The 22439-nt window shown below is 42.5% G+C and carries 24 protein-coding genes and 2 pseudogenes; 10 read left to right on the forward strand and 16 right to left on the reverse strand.

What is annotated here, in order from left to right:
* Positions 1-15 precede the first annotated feature (15 nt).
* The 5 genes from BJP34_RS12865 to BJP34_RS12885 form a co-directional block, all read right to left on the reverse strand.
* Positions 16-816 (reverse strand): DUF928 domain-containing protein, encoded by an 801-nt coding sequence (locus tag BJP34_RS12865; RefSeq protein WP_070392688.1) that lies wholly within the window; start codon positions 814-816, stop codon positions 16-18.
* Positions 817-1111: 295 nt separating this feature from the next.
* Positions 1112-3469 carry a CHASE2 domain-containing protein gene (locus BJP34_RS12870; protein WP_070392689.1) on the reverse strand — a complete coding sequence of 786 codons (2358 nt, stop codon included), beginning with the start codon at positions 3467-3469 and terminating at the stop codon, positions 1112-1114.
* A 480-nt stretch (positions 3470-3949) separates the two neighbouring features.
* Complete coding sequence (locus BJP34_RS12880; protein ID WP_070392691.1) at positions 3950-4864, reverse strand: DUF1822 family protein; 915 nt, start codon at positions 4862-4864, stop codon at positions 3950-3952.
* Between the two features lie 25 nt (positions 4865-4889).
* Complete coding sequence (locus tag BJP34_RS43120; protein WP_158517173.1) at positions 4890-5036, reverse strand: hypothetical protein; 147 nt, start codon at positions 5034-5036, stop codon at positions 4890-4892.
* Positions 5037-5113: 77 nt separating this feature from the next.
* Complete coding sequence (locus BJP34_RS12885; protein ID WP_070392692.1) at positions 5114-5779, reverse strand: sigma-70 family RNA polymerase sigma factor; 666 nt, start codon at positions 5777-5779, stop codon at positions 5114-5116.
* Positions 5780-6216: 437 nt separating this feature from the next.
* Here BJP34_RS12885 and BJP34_RS12895 point away from each other — a divergent pair, with 437 nt between their 5' ends.
* From BJP34_RS12895 to BJP34_RS12900, 3 genes are read left to right on the forward strand one after another with little or no spacing between them, the layout of a single operon-like run.
* Complete coding sequence (locus BJP34_RS12895) at positions 6217-6402, forward strand: hypothetical protein (protein ID WP_070392694.1); 186 nt, start codon at positions 6217-6219, stop codon at positions 6400-6402.
* Positions 6403-6426: 24 nt separating this feature from the next.
* Positions 6427-6621: a hypothetical protein gene (locus BJP34_RS39595; protein WP_149030949.1), complete on the forward strand. Its 195-nt coding sequence runs from the start codon at positions 6427-6429 to the stop codon at positions 6619-6621.
* 42 nt (positions 6622-6663) lie between these two features.
* Positions 6664-7656 (forward strand): N-acetylglucosamine kinase, encoded by a 993-nt coding sequence (locus BJP34_RS12900; RefSeq protein ID WP_070392695.1) that lies wholly within the window; start codon positions 6664-6666, stop codon positions 7654-7656.
* Positions 7657-7705: 49 nt separating this feature from the next.
* Here BJP34_RS12900 and BJP34_RS12905 read toward each other — a convergent pair whose 3' ends face one another.
* The 4 genes from BJP34_RS12905 to BJP34_RS43125 all read right to left on the reverse strand — a co-directional run bounded on the left by BJP34_RS12905 (position 7706) and on the right by BJP34_RS43125 (position 9572).
* Complete coding sequence (locus BJP34_RS12905; RefSeq protein ID WP_229424339.1) at positions 7706-8299, reverse strand: DUF4351 domain-containing protein; 594 nt, start codon at positions 8297-8299, stop codon at positions 7706-7708.
* Between the two features lie 221 nt (positions 8300-8520).
* Entirely contained in the window at positions 8521-8889 is a 369-nt protein-coding gene (locus BJP34_RS12915; RefSeq protein WP_229424340.1) for a hypothetical protein, read from the reverse strand.
* 183 nt (positions 8890-9072) lie between these two features.
* A complete protein-coding gene (locus tag BJP34_RS12920) occupies positions 9073-9294 on the reverse strand; it encodes a hypothetical protein (protein ID WP_070392697.1) in 222 nt (73 codons plus the stop codon).
* Positions 9295-9401: 107 nt separating this feature from the next.
* Positions 9402-9572 (reverse strand): hypothetical protein, encoded by a 171-nt coding sequence (locus tag BJP34_RS43125; RefSeq protein ID WP_158517174.1) that lies wholly within the window; start codon positions 9570-9572, stop codon positions 9402-9404.
* A 49-nt stretch (positions 9573-9621) separates the two neighbouring features.
* Here BJP34_RS43125 and BJP34_RS43130 point away from each other — a divergent pair, with 49 nt between their 5' ends.
* Both BJP34_RS43130 and BJP34_RS39605 read left to right on the forward strand, forming a co-directional pair.
* Positions 9622-9762, forward strand: a complete 141-nt coding sequence (locus tag BJP34_RS43130; protein WP_158517175.1) for a hypothetical protein — start codon at positions 9622-9624, stop codon at positions 9760-9762.
* Positions 9756-9860 (forward strand): annotated as a pseudogene (locus BJP34_RS39605) (DNA-binding protein); the annotation flags it as partial. The gene BJP34_RS43130 and the pseudogene BJP34_RS39605, both read left to right, overlap by 7 nt.
* Positions 9861-9908: 48 nt before the next feature.
* Here the strand turns inward: BJP34_RS39605 and BJP34_RS48800 are convergent.
* From BJP34_RS48800 to BJP34_RS12930, 3 genes are all read right to left on the reverse strand, one after another.
* Entirely contained in the window at positions 9909-10043 is a 135-nt protein-coding gene (locus BJP34_RS48800) for a hypothetical protein (protein WP_267876557.1), read from the reverse strand.
* Positions 10040-10867: a hypothetical protein gene (locus BJP34_RS12925; RefSeq protein ID WP_070392698.1), complete on the reverse strand. Its 828-nt coding sequence runs from the start codon at positions 10865-10867 to the stop codon at positions 10040-10042. The genes BJP34_RS48800 and BJP34_RS12925 overlap by 4 nt, the downstream gene beginning before the upstream one ends.
* Positions 10868-11312: 445 nt before the next feature.
* Positions 11313-11912 carry a hypothetical protein gene (locus BJP34_RS12930; RefSeq protein WP_070392699.1) on the reverse strand — a complete coding sequence of 200 codons (600 nt, stop codon included), beginning with the start codon at positions 11910-11912 and terminating at the stop codon, positions 11313-11315.
* A 226-nt stretch (positions 11913-12138) separates the two neighbouring features.
* Between BJP34_RS12930 and BJP34_RS50430 the strand changes: the two are divergent.
* Positions 12139-12222 (forward strand): annotated as a pseudogene (locus BJP34_RS50430) (DNA-binding protein); the annotation flags it as partial.
* 9 nt (positions 12223-12231) lie between these two features.
* Here BJP34_RS50430 and BJP34_RS12940 read toward each other — a convergent pair.
* Entirely contained in the window at positions 12232-13068 is an 837-nt protein-coding gene (locus BJP34_RS12940; protein ID WP_070392701.1) for a hypothetical protein, read from the reverse strand.
* Between the two features lie 431 nt (positions 13069-13499).
* Here BJP34_RS12940 and BJP34_RS43135 point away from each other — a divergent pair, with 431 nt between their 5' ends.
* Both BJP34_RS43135 and BJP34_RS12945 read left to right on the forward strand, forming a co-directional pair.
* Positions 13500-13643 carry a hypothetical protein gene (locus BJP34_RS43135; protein WP_158517176.1) on the forward strand — a complete coding sequence of 48 codons (144 nt, stop codon included), beginning with the start codon at positions 13500-13502 and terminating at the stop codon, positions 13641-13643.
* Between the two features lie 32 nt (positions 13644-13675).
* Complete coding sequence (locus BJP34_RS12945; RefSeq protein WP_070392702.1) at positions 13676-14128, forward strand: DNA-binding protein; 453 nt, start codon at positions 13676-13678, stop codon at positions 14126-14128.
* A 396-nt stretch (positions 14129-14524) separates the two neighbouring features.
* Here the strand turns inward: BJP34_RS12945 and BJP34_RS39615 are convergent, their stop codons facing one another.
* Together BJP34_RS39615 and BJP34_RS12955 are read right to left on the reverse strand one after the other, a co-directional pair.
* Positions 14525-14701, reverse strand: a complete 177-nt coding sequence (locus tag BJP34_RS39615; RefSeq protein ID WP_229424341.1) for a hypothetical protein — start codon at positions 14699-14701, stop codon at positions 14525-14527.
* Positions 14698-16899, reverse strand: a complete 2202-nt coding sequence (locus tag BJP34_RS12955) for a hypothetical protein (RefSeq protein ID WP_070392704.1) — start codon at positions 16897-16899, stop codon at positions 14698-14700. Before BJP34_RS12955 ends, BJP34_RS39615 begins: the two co-directional genes overlap by 4 nt.
* An 842-nt stretch (positions 16900-17741) precedes the next feature.
* On the opposite strand from BJP34_RS12955, the gene BJP34_RS12960 reads away from it, so the two are divergent.
* Both BJP34_RS12960 and BJP34_RS12965 read left to right on the forward strand, forming a co-directional pair.
* A complete protein-coding gene (locus tag BJP34_RS12960; protein WP_149030951.1) occupies positions 17742-18302 on the forward strand; it encodes a hypothetical protein in 561 nt (186 codons plus the stop codon).
* On the forward strand, positions 18299-18535 hold the full coding sequence (locus BJP34_RS12965) for a CopG family transcriptional regulator (protein ID WP_070392706.1): 237 nt from the start codon (positions 18299-18301) through the stop codon (positions 18533-18535). The genes BJP34_RS12960 and BJP34_RS12965 overlap by 4 nt, the downstream gene beginning before the upstream one ends.
* 102 nt (positions 18536-18637) lie before the next feature.
* Here the strand turns inward: BJP34_RS12965 and polA are convergent, their stop codons facing one another.
* Positions 18638-21628, reverse strand: a complete 2991-nt coding sequence (polA, locus tag BJP34_RS12970; protein ID WP_070392707.1) for a DNA polymerase I — start codon at positions 21626-21628, stop codon at positions 18638-18640.
* Between the last annotated feature and the right edge of the window lie 811 nt (positions 21629-22439).

A 22439-nucleotide genomic window follows, 5' to 3' on the forward strand; every position in this document is an offset into this window, starting at 1 on the left:
TCCCCCATAACCTCGTTAATTTTCAGCAGTACAACAATCAACTAAAGGCTTTGAGTCAATCTCTTCCAAACCCACCTGCTGCAACAACTCCATCCAGTCCTGATCGAGTGATTTATCCTCCGGATTAGCTAAACGCAGTTCAGCTAGACTAGTTAGGGCATCAAACCACAACCCTTGTTGGGCATAAACAGCAATACGCTTCCGGGGATTCTTGCCTTCTAACTGCTTTTCTAAATCAGAAGTAATAGAGATTCTTTCAACTCCACCATAAACGAAATCATCCTTTAATCGGCCAGTGCCATTGCAAATCACAGAGAAATGCCAACGATATAAATCTTCAACAACAAGTGGTGAAACCGTTTCCGGTAGAGTTATTTTGACTATTCCTGGTGTATTTTGGAGCCTGAATGTTTCTTGGTAGACTTGATTACCTTCCTTATCTTGCAGCCAAAACTGTGCTTGCCATCTTCTACTTTGTGAAGAGGATACATAAAACCAAAAAGTAGGACGTTCACTAGTCGTTAAGCCGAAATTAGTACCAGGTACTAAAGCAATAAATTCCTCAAAGGGACAGTCGTTCCGACTTCCTGCACCTTTACGTTTACCAGGTGCTCCTTTAGGAGGTAGAGTAAGCTCTAATTTAACTGGAACTGGCAATTCAGCTATAGGGGTTAAGGTGTTTTCCCCTTGCTTGAGCAAGTTAGTTAGGGGTTCAATTGCCTCTATAGCTTTAACTATGTGAGATTCGAAACTAAATAACCAACTCAGAGTCAGAGCAATAATTACCTTTTGTAGACGAAATTTATTACGATTCATGATACAAAACATCCCTAATTTACTTAAGAGATTACCTATCTAATCAAGCTCTTAATCAAGATGCCCTGAAACTAAGGAACCAGCCATCTAAACCACCTGCCATTTTGAGGCTGGAAAAAATTAACCTATTTATATAACAGTGTTAGTTTTGAAAATTATGCAAAACACTGGAATTATTTTTTTCAGCGTTGCTGTGACAACTGTAAGCGCACCGGGGATACTTTTAGAGTTTTGTCTCCCCCAAAATAGGGAGCTATGGAGGAAAATTATACCCAAAATCAGCAAATACATTTTGTCAATTACCCAAAACCGAGCAACTCATAGATAGAGTCCTGTTGTAACCAACAATCATCCCTGTAGCTACAAAAGCCAAACCCGAAGGGACTAAAGGTATCCACCAACCTTGAATAAAGACAACAAAGCAAGCACCAGATAAAACTACTAGATTGGCCATACCCACTCCCACCCAATGAAAGAGTCGTTTACAGACCAAAACCAAGAAACCCCCTAGACTCCCCCAACCCCAAATCCACAAAAACTCTCCCCACTCGGACCATATCCACAAGGGTTGTTGTCCATCCTTCACCGCACTCAGAATCTGACTAACCATCTGAGCATGAATAAAGACACCACGCATCTCTATAGTCTGGTTTGAATTGCGAGTAAAAGGAGTGGAAAAATCATCTTGAACGCTAGGGGCCGTAACACCAATCAAAACTACCCGGTCTTTAACCCAACTCGGTTCAAATTGATCCGTTAGAATCTGTTTTAGGGTAACCCTTTGGGCGATATCACCAGGAGTGCGATAATCCAGTAGCATCTGATAGCCAGCATTACTGGTTCCGGAGTAATTACCAGCATAACCAGGCAACGACCTTAACGTGGTTTCCCCTAATTGCACCTCATCCTCTAGTGTGGGCTTCGGGTCAATCCCCTCTGCAGCTAAGTAATGTAGTGCTAACTGCAAACTTAGAGACATCTCAGTCTGACAAGGGGAATCACGGTTAAAGGTAGCATACCAAAGATAACGGCGCAGTACCCCATCGGAGTCAATCACCACATCGGTAAAGCCCAAACGTTCCGGTGGCACTTCTGGGGGTGGGGCAATACCACCATAGTTACGAGTGGGGTTACTAGCTTGACAGACAGCAAAAAAGTTATCCATCCTTGGCAAGCGATCCGCCAAATCCTGATATTCGTCACTGACCGGAAAATCCCGATAGATATCCAAGCCAATGGCACGAGGGTGATGAGCCTGTAATTTATCCAACAGTTGAGCCAAAGCCGCATCAGACAGGGACCACTTACGCTTCATACCCTGGTCATCCTGATACTGAAAATCCTCTTCAGTTATTTCAACCACTAACAGCCTCGGGTCAACCCCTTGGTCGGGTCGCCAGCGCATAAATTGGTCATAAGCCTGTAACTCCCAGGGTTGGATTACCCCCAATGGCCGCACCACCATCAGGGCAAGGGTAACCAGAAAACTGGCAATCACAGCCGTGCGGGGTAACTGCCAAGGAGACTGGTTGATCGGACCATAGCGTAATTCTTTCCAAGTGGGGGGTTGAACGGTAGGGTTTTGGCAAACCACCGGTAACCAACTGGCACAGGGATACTGTTGTTCCCAGCCATGTAATTTTTCCCGTGCTTCTGCCACCGAGCTATACAGAGACTCACCCCGGATGTAAGCTTCTAGAAAATACCGCAAAAACTTGGGTGATACTGGGTCTGGCACTTTCTCTGCCATCACAATCACCTGGGGCAAATACAAATCCTGCTGTGCTGCCAACTGGTAGGCTAAGCCGAGACCATCACAGGAATTAAAAATAGCTAACTGCAACCCTCGTGCGATCGCTTTTTTCAAAGCAAACCGCAGATCATCGATAGTCAACCGTTCCGTCTGATTGAGTTGTATTTCCCCCCGCTGGCCCTCTTGGGAAGTGCCACTGTGACCAGCAAAAAACAGAATATCCCACCCCTGCTCCCATAACTGCTGATTCAACTCAGATGCCTGGGGTTCCTGCCGCCAGGTAATTTTTGCCCCCGCCTTTCCCGCCAACTCCTCCAACGCCTGCTGATCAGCTTCCTGGTTAAGATTGGCACCCTGACCCAAAATTGCCAGAATTTTCACCTTGCCCTTAGGGGTAGTCTGCCGATTAAGGGGGTTGGGACAATCGTATTCAATCGCACTCAGGGCAACGTCCGCCTGGGCTTCCGCCAGTAAATCCCAGCGGTGCCAGGGAAACCGACGCAGCCAGGGATTATTGGTCTGTAACAGCAGTTGAAATTTTTTCCCCGAGCGCAATAACTTATCCCGAATCGAGCGAAACTCTAGGTCAGTATTGAGCCAGTGATTAAGACTCCCTTCCAAAACCTCAGCCCCTTGCCGACAAGCCGCAAAGGCTTCCCCCCGCTGGGATGAATTGGTCACCTGTTCGGGATTGGCACTCAGAGCACGAAATAGCATTTCCAAACTCAGATACCGTTGCTGCCAATGGCGATAACAGTTGAGTAAGTCTCGATTCCCCGACAACCGCCCTTTAATCCGAGTTTGGGACGGAGAATGGATATCCCCTTGCCGAATTTCCAGGGTGGCATCAAACCCCTGCTCAATTTCTCCGTCTAATATTAACGTTAACAGCCTCTTCATTGATCTATTTTTGACAATTTTTAGTGTTTCCAAGAATAGCAGGAGTCCGGAAAGTCCCCCTTATTAAGGGGGACCAACGGGGGATCAAAAGCCTGAACAAAATTCCCAATGGTCGATCCCCCCCAGCCCCCCTTAATAAGGGGGGAGTCGGAAAAGTCCCCCTTATTAAGGGGGACCAACGGGGGATCAAAAGCCTGAACAAAATTCCCAATGGTCGATCCCCCCCAGCCCCCCTTAACAAAGGGGAGAGTCGGAAAAGTCCCCCTTATTAAGGGGGACCAACGGGGGATCAAAAGCCTGAACAAAATTCCCAATGGTCGATCCCCCCCAGCCCCCCTTAATAAGGGGGGAGTCGGAAAAGTGCCCCTTATTAAGGGCAAGGCTGATTCCCTGAAAAACCTCTTGCCTCTTGCCTTTTGCCTCTTGCCTTTTGCCTTAAAAAGCTCTTCACCCAAATAATAATTGGTATATCTCTCTCCTTCAAACCTGAAACCTTTCCGTTACACTAGCTTCACCTAAAGATACCTGAATTCCAAAGTCATCTCCCTGTTGGGCATTAAACTGATATTGGATGAATTCATCATTACTTCTGGCGGTTACTTCGGTAAAAACTTCTCCGGTTGCAGTCAGTATCGATAGTTTCAAATTCGGAGGCAAGGTTAGTGCTTCACCCTTGGGGTAAATTTGGGCTCGAACGCTGGCAGTTTCCGTGTCAATTTTCCGGACAGTAATAATTAAAACGACAGGATTACCCGCTAGTTCTAGCCCTAAATCAAATAAATCAATTGGTTTAGCTCGTTGTTGCTGGTCTTCGGTATTTCTAAATGCTGGTCTAAGTTGTGGAGACAGCAAATCGCTAACCGACTGCCAACCTACTTGAAAATTACCTTTCAACCATTCCCGTAAGTTCACCACATTTGACTCCGGCTCTGGTAATTGGTTAATTAACTGCTCAAGAGAATCGATTGTACTAATCTCCAAGCTTCCTCCCAGTGCAGTTTTGGCAAATCCTAGCAGTTTAGCTTGATTACTTGCTTGATTAATTTCTACTACCACATAACCGACTCGGTCTTGGCGACTTTCTGGTGGTATGTCACAAACTTGGTCACCAGGTAAAACAGGACGACATTCCAATTTACCCCAATCTTTAACCATTAAGTCGGATACATTCATCAGCGATCGCAGGGCTGGATTGCTGCTATCACTTGCTGGTAAATCAGTTTCTACTTCCAGACACTGTAAGTAGAAGTTTACTGCATAAACCGCTAATGTATTTAGGTAAACGTCTTGAGCTTTATCTGGTTCGTGCTGTTCCTGACTAAAGGTTTCTGCTAGTTGATACCAATCTCTGGTAATAGGCACAGAAAATGCTAATTTTTCCGTTAAGTTATTCATGGTTACTCTTTCGATAAATTGAATCTTATATTTCAGATGTAGACATTGCCAACTTGACATTTATAGAAAAAGGGAACAGGGAATAGGGAACAGGGAAGAGTGATTCAGCGCGGTCTTGAGGGTTTCCCCCACTCGCGCTTTGTATCAAGACAATGATTACCTTTTGTTTCATTACCCAAAATGATTAACTCTTGCCTCTTGCCTCTTGCCTTTTTTTAAGGAAGGATGTTCACAATTTCAATACAAATGCTATGATTGCAAGTATTCCTTAAACGTGTCAGCAAAAGACTTGCAACAGCGCCAGTAGAAACCTTGCACCGTTGACGCTTGCTTTGGCTTTAACCCAACTTCTACAGCAGTCTGTTGCCAACTCTTCCGGTCGAGGTATAAAAGAGCTATAGTTCTGAAATTGGCTTTAGGATGTCCTTTAACGTGTTTGCTGGCAAACAGCCCATCAGAGTCTTCTTCAATACACTGACGTATAAGCTGTGAAGGTAACGGAGTGTCTTCTGGTTGGGCAACGGTATCTAAATAGGTCATACCTTTACCCCCATCGGAAGAGTTTATTGGTGCATCTAGTGAGCACTCCTTTCCCCCTTTGGTATGTCGTTTCTTGGCATCAATCAACCGCCACTTGAGGACACTATTAATCCAGTTAATCACCGGACCTCTCGGTTGATAATTGTCAATGTTTCTACACAGATACCACCAAGTCTCTTGAAGTGCTTCATCGTAAACCTCCTGGGGGGTGTCATATCTCCTGCGAGATAATCTGCCGGATGCTTGAATAATTTGAATCAGCCGAGTCAGGGCTAGACGACGACCACGGCTTTTTGGGGAATGCTGTTGAGCTTCTATAGCTAGCTTTTGAGCTTCTAACGCTAACTGTTGCTGTCGTTCCTCCAGTTCGTCCATGGGTTAACTCCATCTCAATCCATCTCCTGGATGCACCTTTCTAAATAACTAACGGTGGCTAACCCTGGATTCTATGCAAAGTCGGAAAAAATTTTTTAAACAGGACTTACCTATTGCCCCCGTTGGTCCCCCAAACTTGATACTGCTGGCGAAAAAAACATTTAGTAATATCAGCCTGAAGACAGCAGTATTTATAGCCCCCCAACCCCCAATTCTGGGGGAGCATGAACTTAAAGTTACCCATCTGCTACTCTTGTGTAAACAAATATTAATTTCGCCAACGGTATCAAACTTGGGGGACTTTCGTGACTTTTTCCCCCCAAGCGAGCAATCCCTCGCTTGGGGGGTTAGGGGGGCAAAACCAATGATTTGGCATGGAATCGGTCTTTGAGAAAGTTAACACAAACAGATGAGGCTGTTGTTTTTTATCTCTGCCCATGTATAATCCTAAAACCATCAAGCGTTGGCTCGTCGGACTGATTGCTATTCCTGTAATCTGGTCAGCCTACTGGGAGTATCAAGGTAAACCCTTTACCCAAGCCAGTGATGTGATCAATTCCCTGGTGCAAGTCACAGTATTAGTCGATGCCCTTGTCAAGCAAGAAGATTCAGACAATAACTAATTGTAGGCTTTGGGCTGGTTTTGAATGCGATCGCTAAACTGGCATCTTAGTAGAACTGGCATCTTGCCAGTTTCATTTCTTTGCTTCTACAGAGTTAATTTAATAACTAGCTTTTATCATAGCTATGAGGTACACATTTTTTTCCTATTGCTAGCATGTGTATTGCCTATTATTTGCTACATGATAACCGCTCCCTGCTCCCTGCTCCCTGCTCCCTAAAACCCAGAAATTTGCACCTCATGAGTATGATAGTTACTAGAAATGACCAGTTGTGTAATCGGAATAGATGGCGGTGCCAGTAAAACCCTTTGTGTAGTCCTCAACCACCAAGGTCAAGTCCTAGGTCGAGCAGAAGCCGACGCCTCCAACTATCACACAGTTGGTATCAACACCGCTTTCGCCTCTATAGAATCAGCTATTCGCCAAGCCACCCAACAAGCTTCCGCTAAACTATCCATAGAATCGGTCACAGTAGAAGCCATTTGTTTGGGATTAGCCGGTGTTGGTCGTCCACGAGATAGAGAAGTGGTGCGAGGCTTCGTCCAAAAGTTGTTGTCAAGTCAGACAATTCCCGTCACTTGGGCATTACTCCCCTCTACTGTTGTGATTTGTGATGATGCTTTGATTGCCTTAGTGGGGGGAGTAGGTAAGCCTGTGGGAGTTGTTGCGATCGCAGGCACCGGCTCAATCATTTTTGGACGCAATGCCCAGGGAAACACCAAGCGAGTTGGTGGTTGGGGACATATCCTAGGAGATGTTGGCAGTGCCTATGACATTGCCATCTCTGGATTACGAGCGGCTATCAACGCCTATGATGGTTGCGCAGTAACTAGTCTAACAGCAACTAGTCTTCAGGAGCGCTTCACTACCCATTTTAACTTATCAAACTTTAATTATATCACAGATATTATTTATCAGCCAGGGTGGGGAGTCAAAGAAATTGCATCCTTAGCACCAATTGTGGATCAAGCAGCCGCTGAAGGAGATCAGGTAGCCATTAGCATTATCGAAGATACGGTTAATCAACTAGCAAAAGCTACCCAAGTCGTAATTGAAAGCGTATTTACCCCTGATTCAGAATGTGAGGTAGTAACAACCGGAAGTGTCTGGCATGGTCTTTCCTCAATCCGTCAGCAATTTGAATCATCCCTAGGAATGCTTTGCCCTAATGCTAAGGTGATTTGGCCTCGCCATGAGCCTGCTTATGGAGCCGGTTTGTTAGGGTTGCTGAGTCTAGGCAATAGGCAAGAGTAACCCACCCCTAACCCCAGGGTAGAGGTGGGGTGTGGCACTATTTAATTAATTAATTGGGCAAATGTTGAGTAAACTCATCTAGGGAGTTAACCGTTAATGCTGTAGCCATCAACTCTTCTAGTTGTTCGAGAGTTAAGGCTTGAATTCTGACAGATATCTCTGAAGGAATCTCTGAAAATCGCAGTTTAAGGATGCGCTCTAAACTCCCTCGACGTTCTTGTTGGATGCCTTGTTCAATTCCTTGTTCAATTCCTTGTTCAATGCCTTGTTCAATTCCTTGAGCAACCCCTTGTTGGATGCCTTGTTCAATCCCTTGTTCAATACCTTGAGCAAGACCCTCTTGTAAAATCTCTTGATACCAGGGTGATTCTCGTAATACTGTCATATCCCACCTCATGATTTGTTGAATTAATGGTATCTCTAGGACAAAGCTAGCAAAAAAAGCTAACAACGGTTCTAGTTGATTTAAGGTTTGATCCGCTCGTAGCGCCTGCACCGCTGACCGCAATTTTGATTCACTACCACCTCCAAATAAAATCGGGACAAATGGAAATAAGGGAGGCAAAGGTTGTCCTAATACTAATTCAGCCTCTACTTCCCACAGATTAATTACCCGATAATCTTGACGAGCCTTTAATCCCATGAATTCCTTTCGCTTCGCTCCAATTCAAAATTCAAAATTATTAATTCAAAATGACAATCAGTGGGGGCTTCCGGAATTAATTAATTCAAAATTTGTTCAATGTCTTGATGCAAAGCGCGAGTGGGGGAAACCACGGCAGTCGCTCATGGGGGGAACCCCCAAGACCGCGCTGCCTCCTCAAGACCGCGCTGCATCGCTTCTAGATTTTTAATTTTTAATTTTTAATTTTTAATTTTTAATTCCCCAAAGGGGTCAACAATTGTTACTGTGGTTGGAGGTGGCAAGATGTTAATTAATACCGGATAAGCGGATAGGTTGTATTTCTCCTCAGCTAAAGCGACATAATTGCGCATTCGCTGAGGCATCTTCTGGTCATAGCGTAGTTGTAATTCATTGAGAATCAGAAATTCGGAGTGTTCAGGACTAGACGCTTTAACAATGACATCGCTTTCGCGACTAATCCATTGAAACTCAGCATCCAGTAACTGAGATGCCCGCACTTGGGGATTACCGGTTACCCATTGCACCCAAGCATTGGGTGCTAAACTGATTAAGCGTTTGCTACCAATGTCTTGATGCAGCGCGGTCATGGGGGAAACCCCCAAGACCGCGCTGCATCGCTATCTACAGGTTTTGCCATACAATACAATTGACCGAATCAAGATGAATGATTGACTTACACAAACCCCACTTTGCAGAGCTATTTATGGGGTTCAAAGAAAATTTGATTAGTGAAGAGTTGGGCTTTTCAGACTTCCCAAACTTCCTGCTTCTTAAGATTCTTCGTCTGTAGACTCGCCCTCTATAGAATCGCCGTCTATAGGGTCTCCTAAATCGAAGATAATAATAAATTTTTCATCGGGCATCAGTCGTTTAAGGGTCTGCAAGTGACCCTCCGCATCAGAGCGGTTCCGAAAACGACGAACAACCACCCGCTGCATCTTCGGCAATAGCCGAATGAGCGCCCATGGATATAGGCGTTGAGAGTAGGACATAAAATATTAGGTATCTCCTTAACTGGGGCTCCAGAGCCAGCCTGTAGCCGGGAGAAACTGTCGGCTGGCTCTTACCGTGGAACGTTTTAGCGCCCACGGTAATTTCATTATAGCACAAAAAATATTATATTATAACATTTTTTGAAAACTTTTGTAACAAATTTGGGAGGAGGGAACAGGGAATAGGGAATAGGGAGCAGGGAATAGGGAGCAGGGAGCAGGGAGCAGGGAGCAGGGAGCAGGGAGTAGTGGAGTGGAGAAAAATCCTGTGTACCCAAAAATAAATTAACTAATTAATTGTTATACATAACTATCTGGCATGGGAGCTTGGAGCCGCTAAAAGCGATTGGCCATAGGCCACGCTACGGGATTTACCTTTGGTCACGCTACGCGATCGCATTCCCGATTCCCGATTCCCGATTCCCGATTCCCGACTCCCGACTCCCAATTCCCAATTCCCGAAAATAAATGCTCCGTGTAAGATTGTGTATCAGCCGGATCATCCACTCGATTGTGGCGCTCGTTTGTGGATTGAAACCTTCAGTGATATTCACTTTATTTCTTGATGCAATAGCGAGTGAGCCACTGCATCAAGACAACAGGTAAGCATTGGTTTAATCTGAGTTAGGTCCGATGCGTCGTTCGCACAGCGTGGCCATTCGTGTAGCGTGGCCTTTTGGCCAAGGCCAAAGTCTGTGCCAGGTCGGCTGACGGCTGACTGCTGATAGCTGAATGCTTACGTCGGTCAAGGGTTTTTATCGAATTCTTTTTGACAAGATTCTATATGATGATGCTTATTGTTATAAGCATATTGTAGAGGATACTTGCTAGAGGTAGAGATTTTATCCCAACTTATTCGATACCACTTCGATAAATTTATTGGGTCAACACTTTCGACCTGTGCTATAAAATCAAGGCCATAAGAAATTCCAGTTACATCTTCCAGTATATTACGCCGTATAATTCCTTTAAAACAAAGGATATCATCACTTTGAAACGTATATCTTGTCCCTAAGATACTATTTCCTTGCTTTTGAAAAATAATATATCTACTATAGTCTTTGTTGTGTTGATAAAAATAGATGCCATCAGTAAAGCCTTCTACTCCAACTAATTGTCTCCACTTTTTTTCCCACTTAAGGATCCCATCTTGAGCTTTATTATGGACAGACGTTGATGAAGGAATTTGTTTGGCCAAGTTAATTGCTAATTTATAATTTTCATCAACGGGTTTCAACTCCTGAGTTTTTACCACTTTCTCTGCTTGAGCCAACTGTCCTTGAGCACACTGATTTAGAAAAGCTCGTGCATTATACGATTGGTGAGAAGTTTCAGGAATTTCTAGAGCTTTGTTCATACACTCGACAAAGTCTTGATTGATGATCAGGTCTTCCATAGTTTCCACAAATAGTCGCTCTTGACGAGATAGCCATTGCTGATAGCCAAAAATGACTCCCTCACCAGTAATGAAAAGTGTTGCAATACCGATTCCCATCCATAAAAAATTCTTAACTAAAGATCTAGGTGGATTCTGCGGGTTTACTAGCTTCTGATCTTGTTTGTAATTTTGCATCTGATGACCGTAGTACTTATATGTCTAAAGATTCTAACCACTCCTCAAGTGATTGAAAAGGATCTGATCCCTTAAAGGCAATTCCTTACAACTTCAGATTTCCCTGCTCTTAGTACGGAAGAGCCATAATGTGGATGCCATCAGGTTGGTTTTCAGGACTTATGCAAAATTAGGGCTTATACGCTATAAATAGTGTAAGGTGCGTTGCAACGCACCCTACAGGTAGATTTTATACTGAAATTAATAAAGATATTGTTTCCAATGAGACTTAAAGCTTATCGAAGCTGATTAAAATCAGATTCTTTATCAGGGGTTATAGGGTTACTTGACAGCAGAATAATACGGTGGTATCTATGATTGGGTAGTGATGTAGGGCGGTGCATAAGCTGGGGTTTTGAGGGATTAACACCTGGGCTCAGGGACGCAAGGAAAGCAACTCTTACTTTTATTGGTTGGCGCTGATAAGCCCTAAGCAAGTATTCAAAGAAGATGTATCCCCAATCTTATTTCCATCAGAAATCCTGGTAATTTGATAACTGTTATAAGAGGAAGTAGGAGCACATATCAGATCAGAACTTACACTATTCAATAGTTTTTTACAAGTTTCCAAAGAAGATGTACCCCCAATCTTCTGCCCATCAGAAAGCCTGGTAATTTGATAACTGTTATAAGAGGAAGTAGGAGCACATATCAGATCAGAACTTACACTATTCAATAGTTTTTTACAAGTTTCCAAAGAAGATGTACCCCCAATCTTCTGCCCATCAGAAAGCCTGGTAATTTGATAACTGTTATAAGAGGAAGTAGGAGCACAAATAAAATTATTCTTAATTGAAGGTGTACCTGGATTACTCGTATGCTTACAAATTGAGTTATTGAGAATAGCCTGAGTATTAACTTTTTCTAAGCTACCATCCAAGCAGATTACATTGAAGCTATTATTGGCATTTTGGTGCATATACCTAACGTTTTGAATACCCGCAAAAACAGGTGTGGGCATCAGCAAAGTATAAACAAATGAACACAAAAGAGTGAATTTTTTCATATTTTATCTGCTCGATTAGGTGCATTGTCATTATTCTTGACTACTGTTCCCGTTCTTTGTTCCTGACAACTGCTGCGAATTTTAATTTTGTAGGTTTTAGTGTGTAAAGCACTAAAGAGGTTAGGGTTAAAATAATCGTTGCAATATATGCTCTGTATACTTTTCAGCTGATGAACAAGTGCGTTGAACTGAAGCCGCATCTCTATTAGGAATTTCTTCTGGAAGATTGCGCCAACTCCTAGAGAAGGGTCGGGTGCGGGGTGCCTATAAAAGCGGAAAATTATGGATTATTCCTCTGTTCAACTATTTGCTAAGTCTGTTAAGGGATTTGCTTGACGAATTCTTTTCGACAATATTCTAGAGTCATATGCCTATTATTATAGGCATATTGTAGAGCCTCATTGCTAGACTTAGACGCTTTATCCCAACTTATTCGATACCACTTAGATAAATCTATTGGATCAACACTTTCGATCTGTGGTATGACATCAATGCCACCAGAAATTTGACTTACTTCTTCAACTATATTACGCCGTATAACTCCTCTAAAACAAGCGACCGCATCACTTTGAAATAAATATTGTTCACCTAAGATAGTATTACCTTGCTTTTGCAAAATAATATATCTATTATATTCTTTTTCATGATGGTAAAAATAGTTACCGTCAGGAAAGCCTTCTACTCCAAGTAATTGTTTGAACTTTTCATTCCACTTAAGGATCGCATCTTGAGCTTGATTATATACAGAGGTTGATGAAGGAATTTGTTTGGCCAAGTTAATGGCTAATTTATAATTCTCATCAACTGGGTTCAACTCCTGTGTTTTTACCACTTTATTGGCTTGGTCTAACTGTCCTTGAGCACACTGATTCAAAAAAAATTGCGCATTATAATGGTTGTGAGAACTTTCAGGGATTTCTAGAGCTTTGTTCATACACTCGACAAAGTCTTTATTTATAATCAGGTCTTCCATAGTTTCCAGAAATACTCGTTCTTCATGATGAGATAGCCATTGCTGATAGCCAAAAATGGCTGCCTTACCAGTAATGAAAAGTGTTGCAATACCGATTCCCACCCATAAAAAATTCTTAACTAAAGATCTAGGTTGCTTTGGTTGCTTCTGATCTTGCTTTTGATCTTGTTTGTAATTTTGCATCTGATCACCGTAGTACTTATATGTCTAAATAATCTAGCTATTCTTAAAGTGATTGAGAAGGATCTGAACCCTTAAAGGCAATTCCTTTCCTCCTTTATGTCTTATTTAACATAGACTTTGCAGTACCCCTAAGGGTACCTTTTGTACTAATAAAGTATTCTTTTCAGATATTGTGTAAAAGTTAGACTACCAAGCTTATTAGCCAAGATCGGTTACTTTGCCTAACCAATCTGATTCAACCGTTCCTACCAACGTGGTTTAGCTCCTCTATTTTTCCCATACCCCCAGACCCCACACCCAGTAAAGCAACAATTTGGACTACTGCGATCGCGAAGCGTGGCCAAAGGCCAATCGCATCGACCGTCCGTAACTATATGCCATAGTCCTTGCTGCTATAGGATTGACCTTGGCCAAAAGGCCAAGCTACGCGATTGGCCGTAGGTCACGCTACGCTTGGAGCCGCTACGCGATCGCATTTTCCTACCACACCTAAACTCTTCCGTTTCTTCCCGATTCCCGATTCCCGATTCCCGATTCCCGAAAATTGCCAATTATCATTTTATCCATTAAACTAGTATTATCGGAATAGTTAAAGGAGAGTCCACTGATGAACAAGTGCGTTGGAACTACTGAAGCAGCATCTCTATTAGGAATTTCTTCTCGACGATTGCGCCAACTCCTAGAGAACGGTCGGGTGCGGGGTGCCTATAAAAGCGGTAAATTCTGGATTATTCCTCTGTTCAACGATTTGCCACAAATTACTAAAGGTAATCGTGGACCAAAGGGCAAATGGCGCACTAGTCGTCCCCCGGCATTAGCGAAGATTAATGTCAATCGCAATCACATTGGCTCGAATATGAAGAAAAGCCCTCAAGACCGGAAGCCAGTGATTTCAGTAAAACGAAAGGGCACTAATCTCTACGGTAATGAGGTGGAAATCCTTGGTCCGTGTAAGATTGTGTATCAGCCGGATCATCCACTCGATTGTGGCGCTCGTTTGTGGATTGAAACCTTCAGTGATATCCACTTTGTTGGTGGGAGTTTTCCGGCTAGTAGTTGAGGGGGTCAGGGGCTTTTGGTTGAGCAGCTGGTCTTAAGCAGACTGAGCTAGTATAAATGTATGTTTAGGTTTCAACCAACAACATATGAGGTGTGTAATGAAGGGATTATCTCTTGGGCTAGTCTTGGGCGTTGCGTTATTCGCTAACCCGGTTTTCAGTTATCAACTTGGTGAGGATGATGGCGCAGGTGTCGAGACTGCGAAGACTTGCTCCAGCTGCGGATACGATGATCCCGCAGGTGATCAGGGACAAGACTGCCCCAACTGTAAAGTAAACAGAAAAACTAGGACTAAGTAGGTAGGTCTAATTAGACGTTAAAAGAATTGTAGGGACGGGCTTAGCCGAAAGTATGGCATTGCTGAATTAAGGAATGAATGCGCGATCATTTGGTTTTATTAAAGCCCCCTAAATCCCCCAATTCTGGGGGACTTGTCTTGATGCAGTCGCTCATGGGGGAAACCCCCAAGACCGCGCTGCATCGCTTGATAGTTTTGTTCCCCCCAGAATTGGGGGGCTAGGGGGGCAAAAACATACTCAGAATCAGCAACGCCAATACTTATAGAGGTAGTCATTTACGATTTGCGTCTAACCCCCAAGGCAAGTCGTTCTCGATAGCATTTCGAACATGCCGCTGGAAAGGACGATCAATCTCTTCGCTGAAAATCTCCAGTCCTTGTTTTTCATTCGTCTCAGGAAAATCGCCTCGTCCCTCTCCAATTGTAGAAACCCAAACCGCACCATCTTTTTCAATCACCTGTCTAACAACTCGACCTGGAAAAAGATTATGAGTTGGTAACGTGTAGTTAATAGCCATAAAATCTTCTGGTTTGACCATTACTACGACCTTATCTTCAGTACGAAATAAAAACCTCCCCAAGTCATCCTTCAAACCTTCAACATCTAAGTCAACCACCATACAGTTTGAAACTCGATTGGACGCCTGTTTTGGTCTAGCGGGTGCAGTAAATCTAGCCTGTGAAATCATCTCTGCAAAGACATTTTCTGGTGTGCATCTCTTTTCTCCAATCTCACAGATTTTATTGTATTGAATTATGTCATCCTTGTATTTACTTGGATAAATATTAGGAAATGTAGCGGAATAATGATATCTGTCTTCTAAAATATTCTCATTATCTGATTTTGAGGTAAAAAAGGAATCATCCTTTAATATATCATTTCTAGCAATTCGCTCTTTGTTATCCTTATTAGGCAAAACAAATGGATCATCAAAATTGTCTAGATATAAGTGATCATTGAGCTTAAAACTGGGCTCATCGCAAGGAATGTTTTCCTTATACAAAGATCTTTCTCGATATCCTTGCGCAAAATACATTTGCTTATCTTCAGGAAACCTTAACTCATGATCGGAAACTAAATTCAGTGAGATATCTTCTAGGTCACATTCTGGAGTACCTTCTTTTTTGGTCAGCACAATTGAGGAATCTGTTACAGTTTTCACTGTAAATTCACTCTTACATTCACTAGAAGTAAGCTTAAAGACTCCCGTTGCTTCACCAGCTTGTGAGTTATTAGCCAATGTCATAGTAACATACATTTTAGCTTTATCTTTCTGCCGAGTGAGATATCCTGACCATTCACCAAGAAACTTGTTGGGTAAAAGTGTATCCTCAGATACTACAACACCTGTATTAGAACAGTGGATAGTATACCACCATCGAGTGCCCTCATCACGATTACCAATTACCTTAACTCCCACATACTTCGCGTTATCGGGAAGGTTACCAATACGTTTAGTATCACGCCCTGACTTTGGTCCTACTCCGAAAATACGAGACCCTTCATAGAAAATTTCTAGTCTATCCGGAATACTATAAAACTCATACTCTAAGGCAACTTTTGGGTTTGTGCCTGGTGGGATCTTAAATAGGTCAGTCCGAACTTCGCTCTTTCCTTTGTAAGTATGCTTAACATTACATTGGACTGGAGCTTGACAACTAATTGCTTGTATGGTTTGATTTCTGCTATCGGGTAGTAGAGAGTCTGCTAATCCTTCTCTACCGAAAGTTCCAGCCCAGGCCAGCAGTCTGGCTTCATCAGAAGTACCTAATTGTGCTAGGTTTAAGTTCTTTAAATTAGCATTATCTAGTGTTGCTTGTAAGAGCTGCTTGACATTGGATTCACATTTTTGTTTTCCTGTGTTCTTTAATGCTATATGATTTTCTGAGGGGTTAGCATTGGCTTGAGACAAGGTTATGGTTTCTATGGGTTTACCAGATGCACCATAAATAATAGCCTGACTATTGCTAAATGCAGCTTTAGTGCCATCAGCTAGAATAATCGCCTGAACTTTATTTTGGGTATCGTATTTAATTGTGAATTCAGATAACCGGTCTTTAATCTCTGATTCCTGTAGTGGGCTTTGTCCACCTACAACGGCTTTGGGTTTTGGCACTGAAACACCTTTAAAGGCAATCTCATAGATCCGAAATTCTTCCTCTGGTAAATTTACCTGCATGCGTTGTTCTGCTCCTGTGGATGGAGAAACGATCAGCACTTCGTTATATCCGGCAGAATAGGGTGTCTGTTGAATAACACCATAATCTTTAGCCAGGGCTCCAAACAGTAAATCTACTAACTCTTCAAGTGAACGGGGAATGCCATAGGGAATAATTTCATCTACTGCGTTATCAATCGTGTCATTTATCACGTCTTCGATTTGTTCATTAATTCCCCCAGGAAGTTTGGGAACTTTAACCTTTGGAATAAGATCGTCTAAACCAAAGGCCCAGGTGTAATTGGCTGAAAACACTATGGATAATGTGACTAAGGATGACCGAAAGATTAGCTTTGGGATTGAGAACTTGGTTCGGGATACTTGTGCCATGATCAGTGTGTAGGAATGGAACAATTATCTGAAGAGATATCTGATAGAGACGTTGAGCGTTATGATAAATCTTCTAGATATAGAGCACCTGGAAACTGAATCTGTAAATCACTGGAAGCGTTATTTGGCTGTTTAATAATTTAGTTGGACTGTAAAAAAGTCCAGTAGGGTGCGTGATAAGACGGGCTCCCTCTAATTTTCTAGGTAGCCAGTATTGGGACAGTCCGTCCCGTAACGCACCACTGGATCAAACAGCATAAATTGAGATGCATCCCTTTTAGAGTGACCTGTAGACGATTACAGGATCTTGCACATTACGATTAGTAAGTGGCTCCCATCAACTTACTAATCGTGACAATTTGTAAACTGAATCAAGCATTGGATAATAAGGGTTGGATTGATTACAATCTCAAACCAAATTACCAATCAGATAGTTAATATAATATTTTCTACCTCGACTATATTAACTAGACATTCGAGCAATGTAGGCGAAGCTTTGATGAAGTATCACTCAAGTTTTATTAACCTTAAGTTAAGCAGGGCTTTCACATTTCATCCTAAAAGGGTTACAAGCATACTGTAACTCTTGTAAAATCTAGTAAGTAGATAGGTTAAATTATCCGTTAAATAGTGTTGGTTTCACATTTGTGAAAACCTTTTGAATACAGGCTTCCAGCTTCATTATCGAATTATGAATTTTAAGCTTTATCTATGCCTACCTAGTCTATAATTTGGATCATCTACATTAAATGGATAATGGGCGGAGCATGCAAGGAAAATCTTTCTTAGGATTGCTTAGGATTGGCAGCTTAGCAGCTTTCATAGTTGGTAGCCAGGAGATACTTAATGCTCAAGTGCCGCCACACTTAGTATCATCTACTTGGAGCGGTGACTATTCACTATCGATTAATGGACAGACCTATGAAAACATCCCGATTTCCGTCCAGTTAGATTTTTCACTTACTGACGTTACGGGAAACTGGTCAACTGGTACTGGTATATCTGGATCTGTAGCCGCCACCTTTGGGGATGACTGGGAATGGAAGGTAGACTCTGGATTGGGCAAGGATGGTATCTCTACCGTTGACAGACCTGAAATAACAGCTCCTTTCAATGTGCCTGCGACTGTCCCCACTTGCTTGAGTAACTACAAAGGAACTGGGACATTAGCCCCTAATACCCGAGAAATAACTTTTAATTATATTGGCTACCACTGCGATGGCAGCAAAACAACCGGAGAGGGAACCTTGACGCTGATAGAAGACGTGCAATCTTGGTATAACCAAAGTATAATTAATGAATTGGGCTTATTTCTAAAGTCACTATGAAAACTGAAATTTCACTTCCAGACTCAGTTTTTGAAGAAGCAGAAGCCCTTGCTCAACAGATGGGCTTGTCACGTAGTGAACTCTACCTAAAGGCATTAAAAGCTTATCTTAAAAGGTACAATCGCAATCAAATTTTACAGAAGCTGAATGAAGTCTACTCTAAAGAGTCTTCTGAGCTAGATCCATTGATGGCAAAGATACAATTCATGTCTCTGCCTCATGAAAAATGGTAATGTATCGTCCTAACGCTTACCACTAAGCTGATGAGTGCGATCGCACTATTGCCTATTGCCTATTGCCTATTGCCTTTTGCCTATTGCCTATTGCCTTTTGCCTCATTTCGCCTCCATCCAATTTTCCCCAGCATGTATTTCCACAACCAAAGGAACACTCAACTCAACTGCTGATTCCATAGTTTCCCGAATTTTTACCTGCAATTCTTCCCATTCATCAGGGGGAATTTCAAAGATTAGTTCATCATGGACTTGTAATAGCAACCGCGCCTGATATTTCTGTAATTCTTGATACAGTTTAATCATGGCAATTTTGATTATATCAGCGCTAGAGCCTTGAATCGGGGAATTAGCTGCTGCTCTTAATGACCCAGCATCATAAGGATTGATACCCTTAAGTTGATCGAGATCAATCTGATCGAGAGGCTTACCTTGCAGCTTTCTAAGACTGTTACCACCAAAGGTAAAGTAGCGACGGCGTCCGAGTATAGTTTCTACATAGCCTTGTGCGATCGCTTTTTTCTTAGTTTCCTCTAAATAAGCAAACACTAGAGGATAGCGCTGATTCAATCGATCAATAAATTCTTTTCCTTCAGCTGCGGATACCTTAGCTTCCCGAGCAAACCGTTGTGCTCCCATGCCGTAAATTACGCCAAAGTTAATTATCTTACCCAAGCGCCGCTCTTCAGCAGTGATGTCTTCTTTATCAAATAACATTTGTGCTGTCAGGGTATGGACATCCGCTTGAGTTTGATAAGCGTCCACTAGCACTGGCTCTTGACTCAAGTGGGCTAGGATTCGTAACTCAATTTGGGAATAGTCAGCCGATACCAACAGCCAACCGGATTCTGGAATAAAACCCTTCCGAATCTGGCGACTAAAATCAGTACGAATAGGAATATTTTGTAAATTAGGACTAGAGGAGGATAGTCTACCAGTTGTGGTCACGGTCTGATTAAAATCCGTATGTACTCGTTTAGTATCAGAACGCATCAGTGCTGGTAAAGCATCCACATAAGTAGATTTCAATTTAGATAAACTACGGTATTCCAGAACAGCATCTATTACTGGATGGTCTCCTTGTAATTTAGCTAAGATAGTAGCATCGGTAGAGTAACCAGTTTTGGTTTTACGAGACTTCCTACGATCTAACCCTAGTTTCTCAAACAGTAACTCACTCAGCTGTTTAGGGGAACCTAAATTGAATTCTTGTCCAGCATCTTGATAGGCTTGCTGTTTAATTGCCACTAAATCCTTTTCCAGCTGTTGAGAGAACTGTTCGAGATAATCCTTATCAATACTAATCCCCTGGTATTCCATATCAGCTAATACCGGTTCCAGGGGTTGCTCTACATCTAGCAACAATTGCTCCAAAGCTGGAATTTTCGCCAATTCCTCTTGTAATTTAGAAACTATTCCGAAGGTGGTATAAGCATCCATCCCACAGTAATCGGCTACGGTGGGAATGTCTAAATCTCCGATAGTTTTCCCTTTTGGAACCAAGTCATCATAACTTTTTGCTTCTATTCCTAAATAGTGCAGCCCTAGGTCACTAAGTTTATGGCTAGTTTCAGGATTGAGTACATAACTCGCTAGCATGGTATCTAATACCACTCCTGCTAGCTGAATCCCGTTACAACGGAACACTAGTCGGTCAAATTTACTATTTTGTAATACTTTGGGATAATCTGAGCTTTCTAAAATTGGACGTAGGGATTCTAAGACAATATCCTTATCTAAATTAGTCCCATCGTTATGACCGATAGGAATATAAGCAACATCTGTAAATTCTTTTCCCCAACAACAGCCAATCCCTACCAACTGAGCATCCCGTGGTTCCAAATCACTAGTTTCTGTATCCCAAGCCACAGGATTTCCAGCATCGGTATAGTATTTTAGCTGTTCAACTAATTGATTGAGCTTGTCTACGTTATCGATAATTTGTGGTTGAATCGAACCAGTATTAGACCCTTGCTCTTGAAACTCTTCCGTTTCCGCTACACTGAAAAAGGAAATATCATCATCTTCCTGAGTATCAGTATCACTATCAGTATCGCTATCAGTATCACTATCAGTATCATTTGGGGCATTAGTTTGGATATCCTCTAGCACTACGCCACCAAAACGTTGCTGAAGTTTATCTATTTGACTGATAAATGACTTTAACTCTAATTTCTCCAATAGCGGTTTGAGCACTTGAGGATCGAATCCTTGGAGCTGAGACTGGTCTAAATCAATATCGACAGGAGTATCAAATCGCAATTGAACCAAATAGCGAGCATGCTCAGCATCTAACTTACCGACTTCCAGCTTTTTCTTAACCGCACCCTTAATACTATCAAGGGAAGCATAAATATTATCGAGGTTTTGGTATTCTTTGAGTAACTTAACTGCAGTCTTTGCTCCGATGCCCTTAACTCCAGGAATATTATCGGATGGATCCCCACAGAGGGCTTTATAATCCACGACTTGAGAAGGTAAGACTCCCAATTTTGCTTCTACTTCTTCTACGCTATATTCCGTTGGGCCAACTGTAGCACTCCCTCTCGCAAAGGCACCACTGAGATATAAAACAGTAATTCCTTTATCTGGAGCAACGAGTTGAAATAAATCGCGATCGCCAGATACAACTTTGACCCGATAGCCTTGATCAGTAGCTTGGTGAGCTAAGGTTGCCAATATATCATCAGCTTCATAACCAGGAGAGGTTATTACTGGGATTCTTAACCCTTGCAGTAACTGCTGGAGATTCTTTACATCTGGGATGAAATCTTCTGGTGTTTCGGTGCGATTGGCTTTATAACTAGCATCGGCTTGTTGGCGAAAGGTGGCTTCTTTGGTATCGAAAGCAATTGCGATCGCATTCGGGTTTTCTGACTCCATTACCTCTAGCAAAGATTTAATGAAGCCAAAACAGACACTAGTCGGAATTCCAGTTTTAGTCCGTAATCCACCCTGACGACTTTTGGCAAAAGCAAAATAGGAGCGAAAAGCCAGAGAATGACCATCAATTAGGATCAGTAGCGGGGATGCTGCCATTGCGTCATCATCAGGGAGCGGGGGATAGTTGTCAGAAGAAGTAGATTTGGGCATATCCCTATTTTAGCTATATTGTAGCGATGGCTTGTTTGTTGACAGCCAGGGAATTCCGGATTAACTAGCATTGACCAGGTAAGTAACTAAGGATGAATCGTTAACCGTCTAGGGTCTAGGTCAACAACTGGCTAATATTTAGTTAACTATATTTAATTCAATACTATTCCGTTAGGGTGCTGGTTGTATCCCGCGCCATGGGATTGGTCTTTGGGGCACGCTACGCGAACACATGGAATAGCAATATTTTGATCACAGGTTACTAAATAACTCTACCGGTAAAGTGCGTTATTAACGAAGCCTAGTAATTCAGGGCGTTTGTGGCGTGTCTATAGTTTTGCGATCGCGTAGCGTGACCTGCATGTCAATCGCACAAGCGCAGAAGCTTTGGCCAAAGGCCAAGGGTGACCTGCATGTCAATCGCACAAGCGCGGAAGCTTCCCGTGACTCGCGCAGGGTGACCTGCATGTCAATCGCCTTTGGGGCAGCAAAGCCGAACGCGCCCCGCGTGGGCCAAAGGCTAATCCCATGAAATAGCAGTGTGTTGCTCACAGCTTACTGAATAACTCTACAGGTTTGATGCATTATTAACAAACCGTAGGAATTCAGCACCTTTGTGGTGTTCTATTTTTACCTAAGTCCTGTTGATTATCAAATCATCAACTTGTGTTGTATGGAGTATTAGGAAAAATTATACCGAATTCCACAGCATCAATCCTAGCCAGGGAACTTGGTAGAAATAGTCTAGGTCATATATAATCTCAGAATGGATCCAACCCTGGTCATTTTGTCAAATAATTGTTACGATTCT

Origin of the sequence: Moorena producens PAL-8-15-08-1, assembly GCF_001767235.1 — a bacterium.
GTDB lineage: Bacteria > Cyanobacteriota > Cyanobacteriia > Cyanobacteriales > Coleofasciculaceae > Moorena > Moorena producens_A.

Bases quoted from the DNA above. Each gene is read 5' to 3' on its own strand.
- BJP34_RS12895 (WP_070392694.1), top strand. From the start codon at position 6,217: ATGTATAATCCTAAAACCATCAAGCGTTGGCTCGTCGGACTGATTGCT.
- BJP34_RS43120 (WP_158517173.1), bottom strand. From the start codon at position 5,036: ATGAAACAAAAGGTAATCATTGTCTTGATACAAAGCGCGAGTGGGGGA.
- BJP34_RS12905 (WP_229424339.1), bottom strand. From the start codon at position 8,299: ATGGGATTAAAGGCTCGTCAAGATTATCGGGTAATTAATCTGTGGGAA.
- BJP34_RS12920 (WP_070392697.1), bottom strand. From the start codon at position 9,294: ATGTCCTACTCTCAACGCCTATATCCATGGGCGCTCATTCGGCTATTG.
- BJP34_RS39615 (WP_229424341.1), bottom strand. From the start codon at position 14,701: ATGACTACCTCTATAAGTATTGGCGTTGCTGATTCTGAGTATGTTTTT.
- BJP34_RS12925 (WP_070392698.1), bottom strand. From the start codon at position 10,867: ATGCAAAATTACAAACAAGATCAGAAGCTAGTAAACCCGCAGAATCCA.
- BJP34_RS12870 (WP_070392689.1), bottom strand. From the start codon at position 3,469: ATGAAGAGGCTGTTAACGTTAATATTAGACGGAGAAATTGAGCAGGGG.
- BJP34_RS12940 (WP_070392701.1), bottom strand. From the start codon at position 13,068: ATGCAAAATTACAAACAAGATCAAAAGCAAGATCAGAAGCAACCAAAG.
- BJP34_RS12885 (WP_070392692.1), bottom strand. From the start codon at position 5,779: ATGGACGAACTGGAGGAACGACAGCAACAGTTAGCGTTAGAAGCTCAA.
- BJP34_RS12915 (WP_229424340.1), bottom strand. From the start codon at position 8,889: ATGACCGCGCTGCATCAAGACATTGGTAGCAAACGCTTAATCAGTTTA.
- polA (WP_070392707.1), bottom strand. From the start codon at position 21,628: ATGCCCAAATCTACTTCTTCTGACAACTATCCCCCGCTCCCTGATGAT.
- BJP34_RS12865 (WP_070392688.1), bottom strand. From the start codon at position 816: ATGAATCGTAATAAATTTCGTCTACAAAAGGTAATTATTGCTCTGACT.
- BJP34_RS12945 (WP_070392702.1), top strand. From the start codon at position 13,676: ATGAACAAGTGCGTTGGAACTACTGAAGCAGCATCTCTATTAGGAATT.
- BJP34_RS12965 (WP_070392706.1), top strand. From the start codon at position 18,299: ATGAAAACTGAAATTTCACTTCCAGACTCAGTTTTTGAAGAAGCAGAA.
- BJP34_RS39595 (WP_149030949.1), top strand. From the start codon at position 6,427: ATGCGATCGCTAAACTGGCATCTTAGTAGAACTGGCATCTTGCCAGTT.
- BJP34_RS12960 (WP_149030951.1), top strand. From the start codon at position 17,742: ATGCAAGGAAAATCTTTCTTAGGATTGCTTAGGATTGGCAGCTTAGCA.
- BJP34_RS12900 (WP_070392695.1), top strand. From the start codon at position 6,664: ATGACCAGTTGTGTAATCGGAATAGATGGCGGTGCCAGTAAAACCCTT.
- BJP34_RS12930 (WP_070392699.1), bottom strand. From the start codon at position 11,912: ATGAAAAAATTCACTCTTTTGTGTTCATTTGTTTATACTTTGCTGATG.
- BJP34_RS12880 (WP_070392691.1), bottom strand. From the start codon at position 4,864: ATGAATAACTTAACGGAAAAATTAGCATTTTCTGTGCCTATTACCAGA.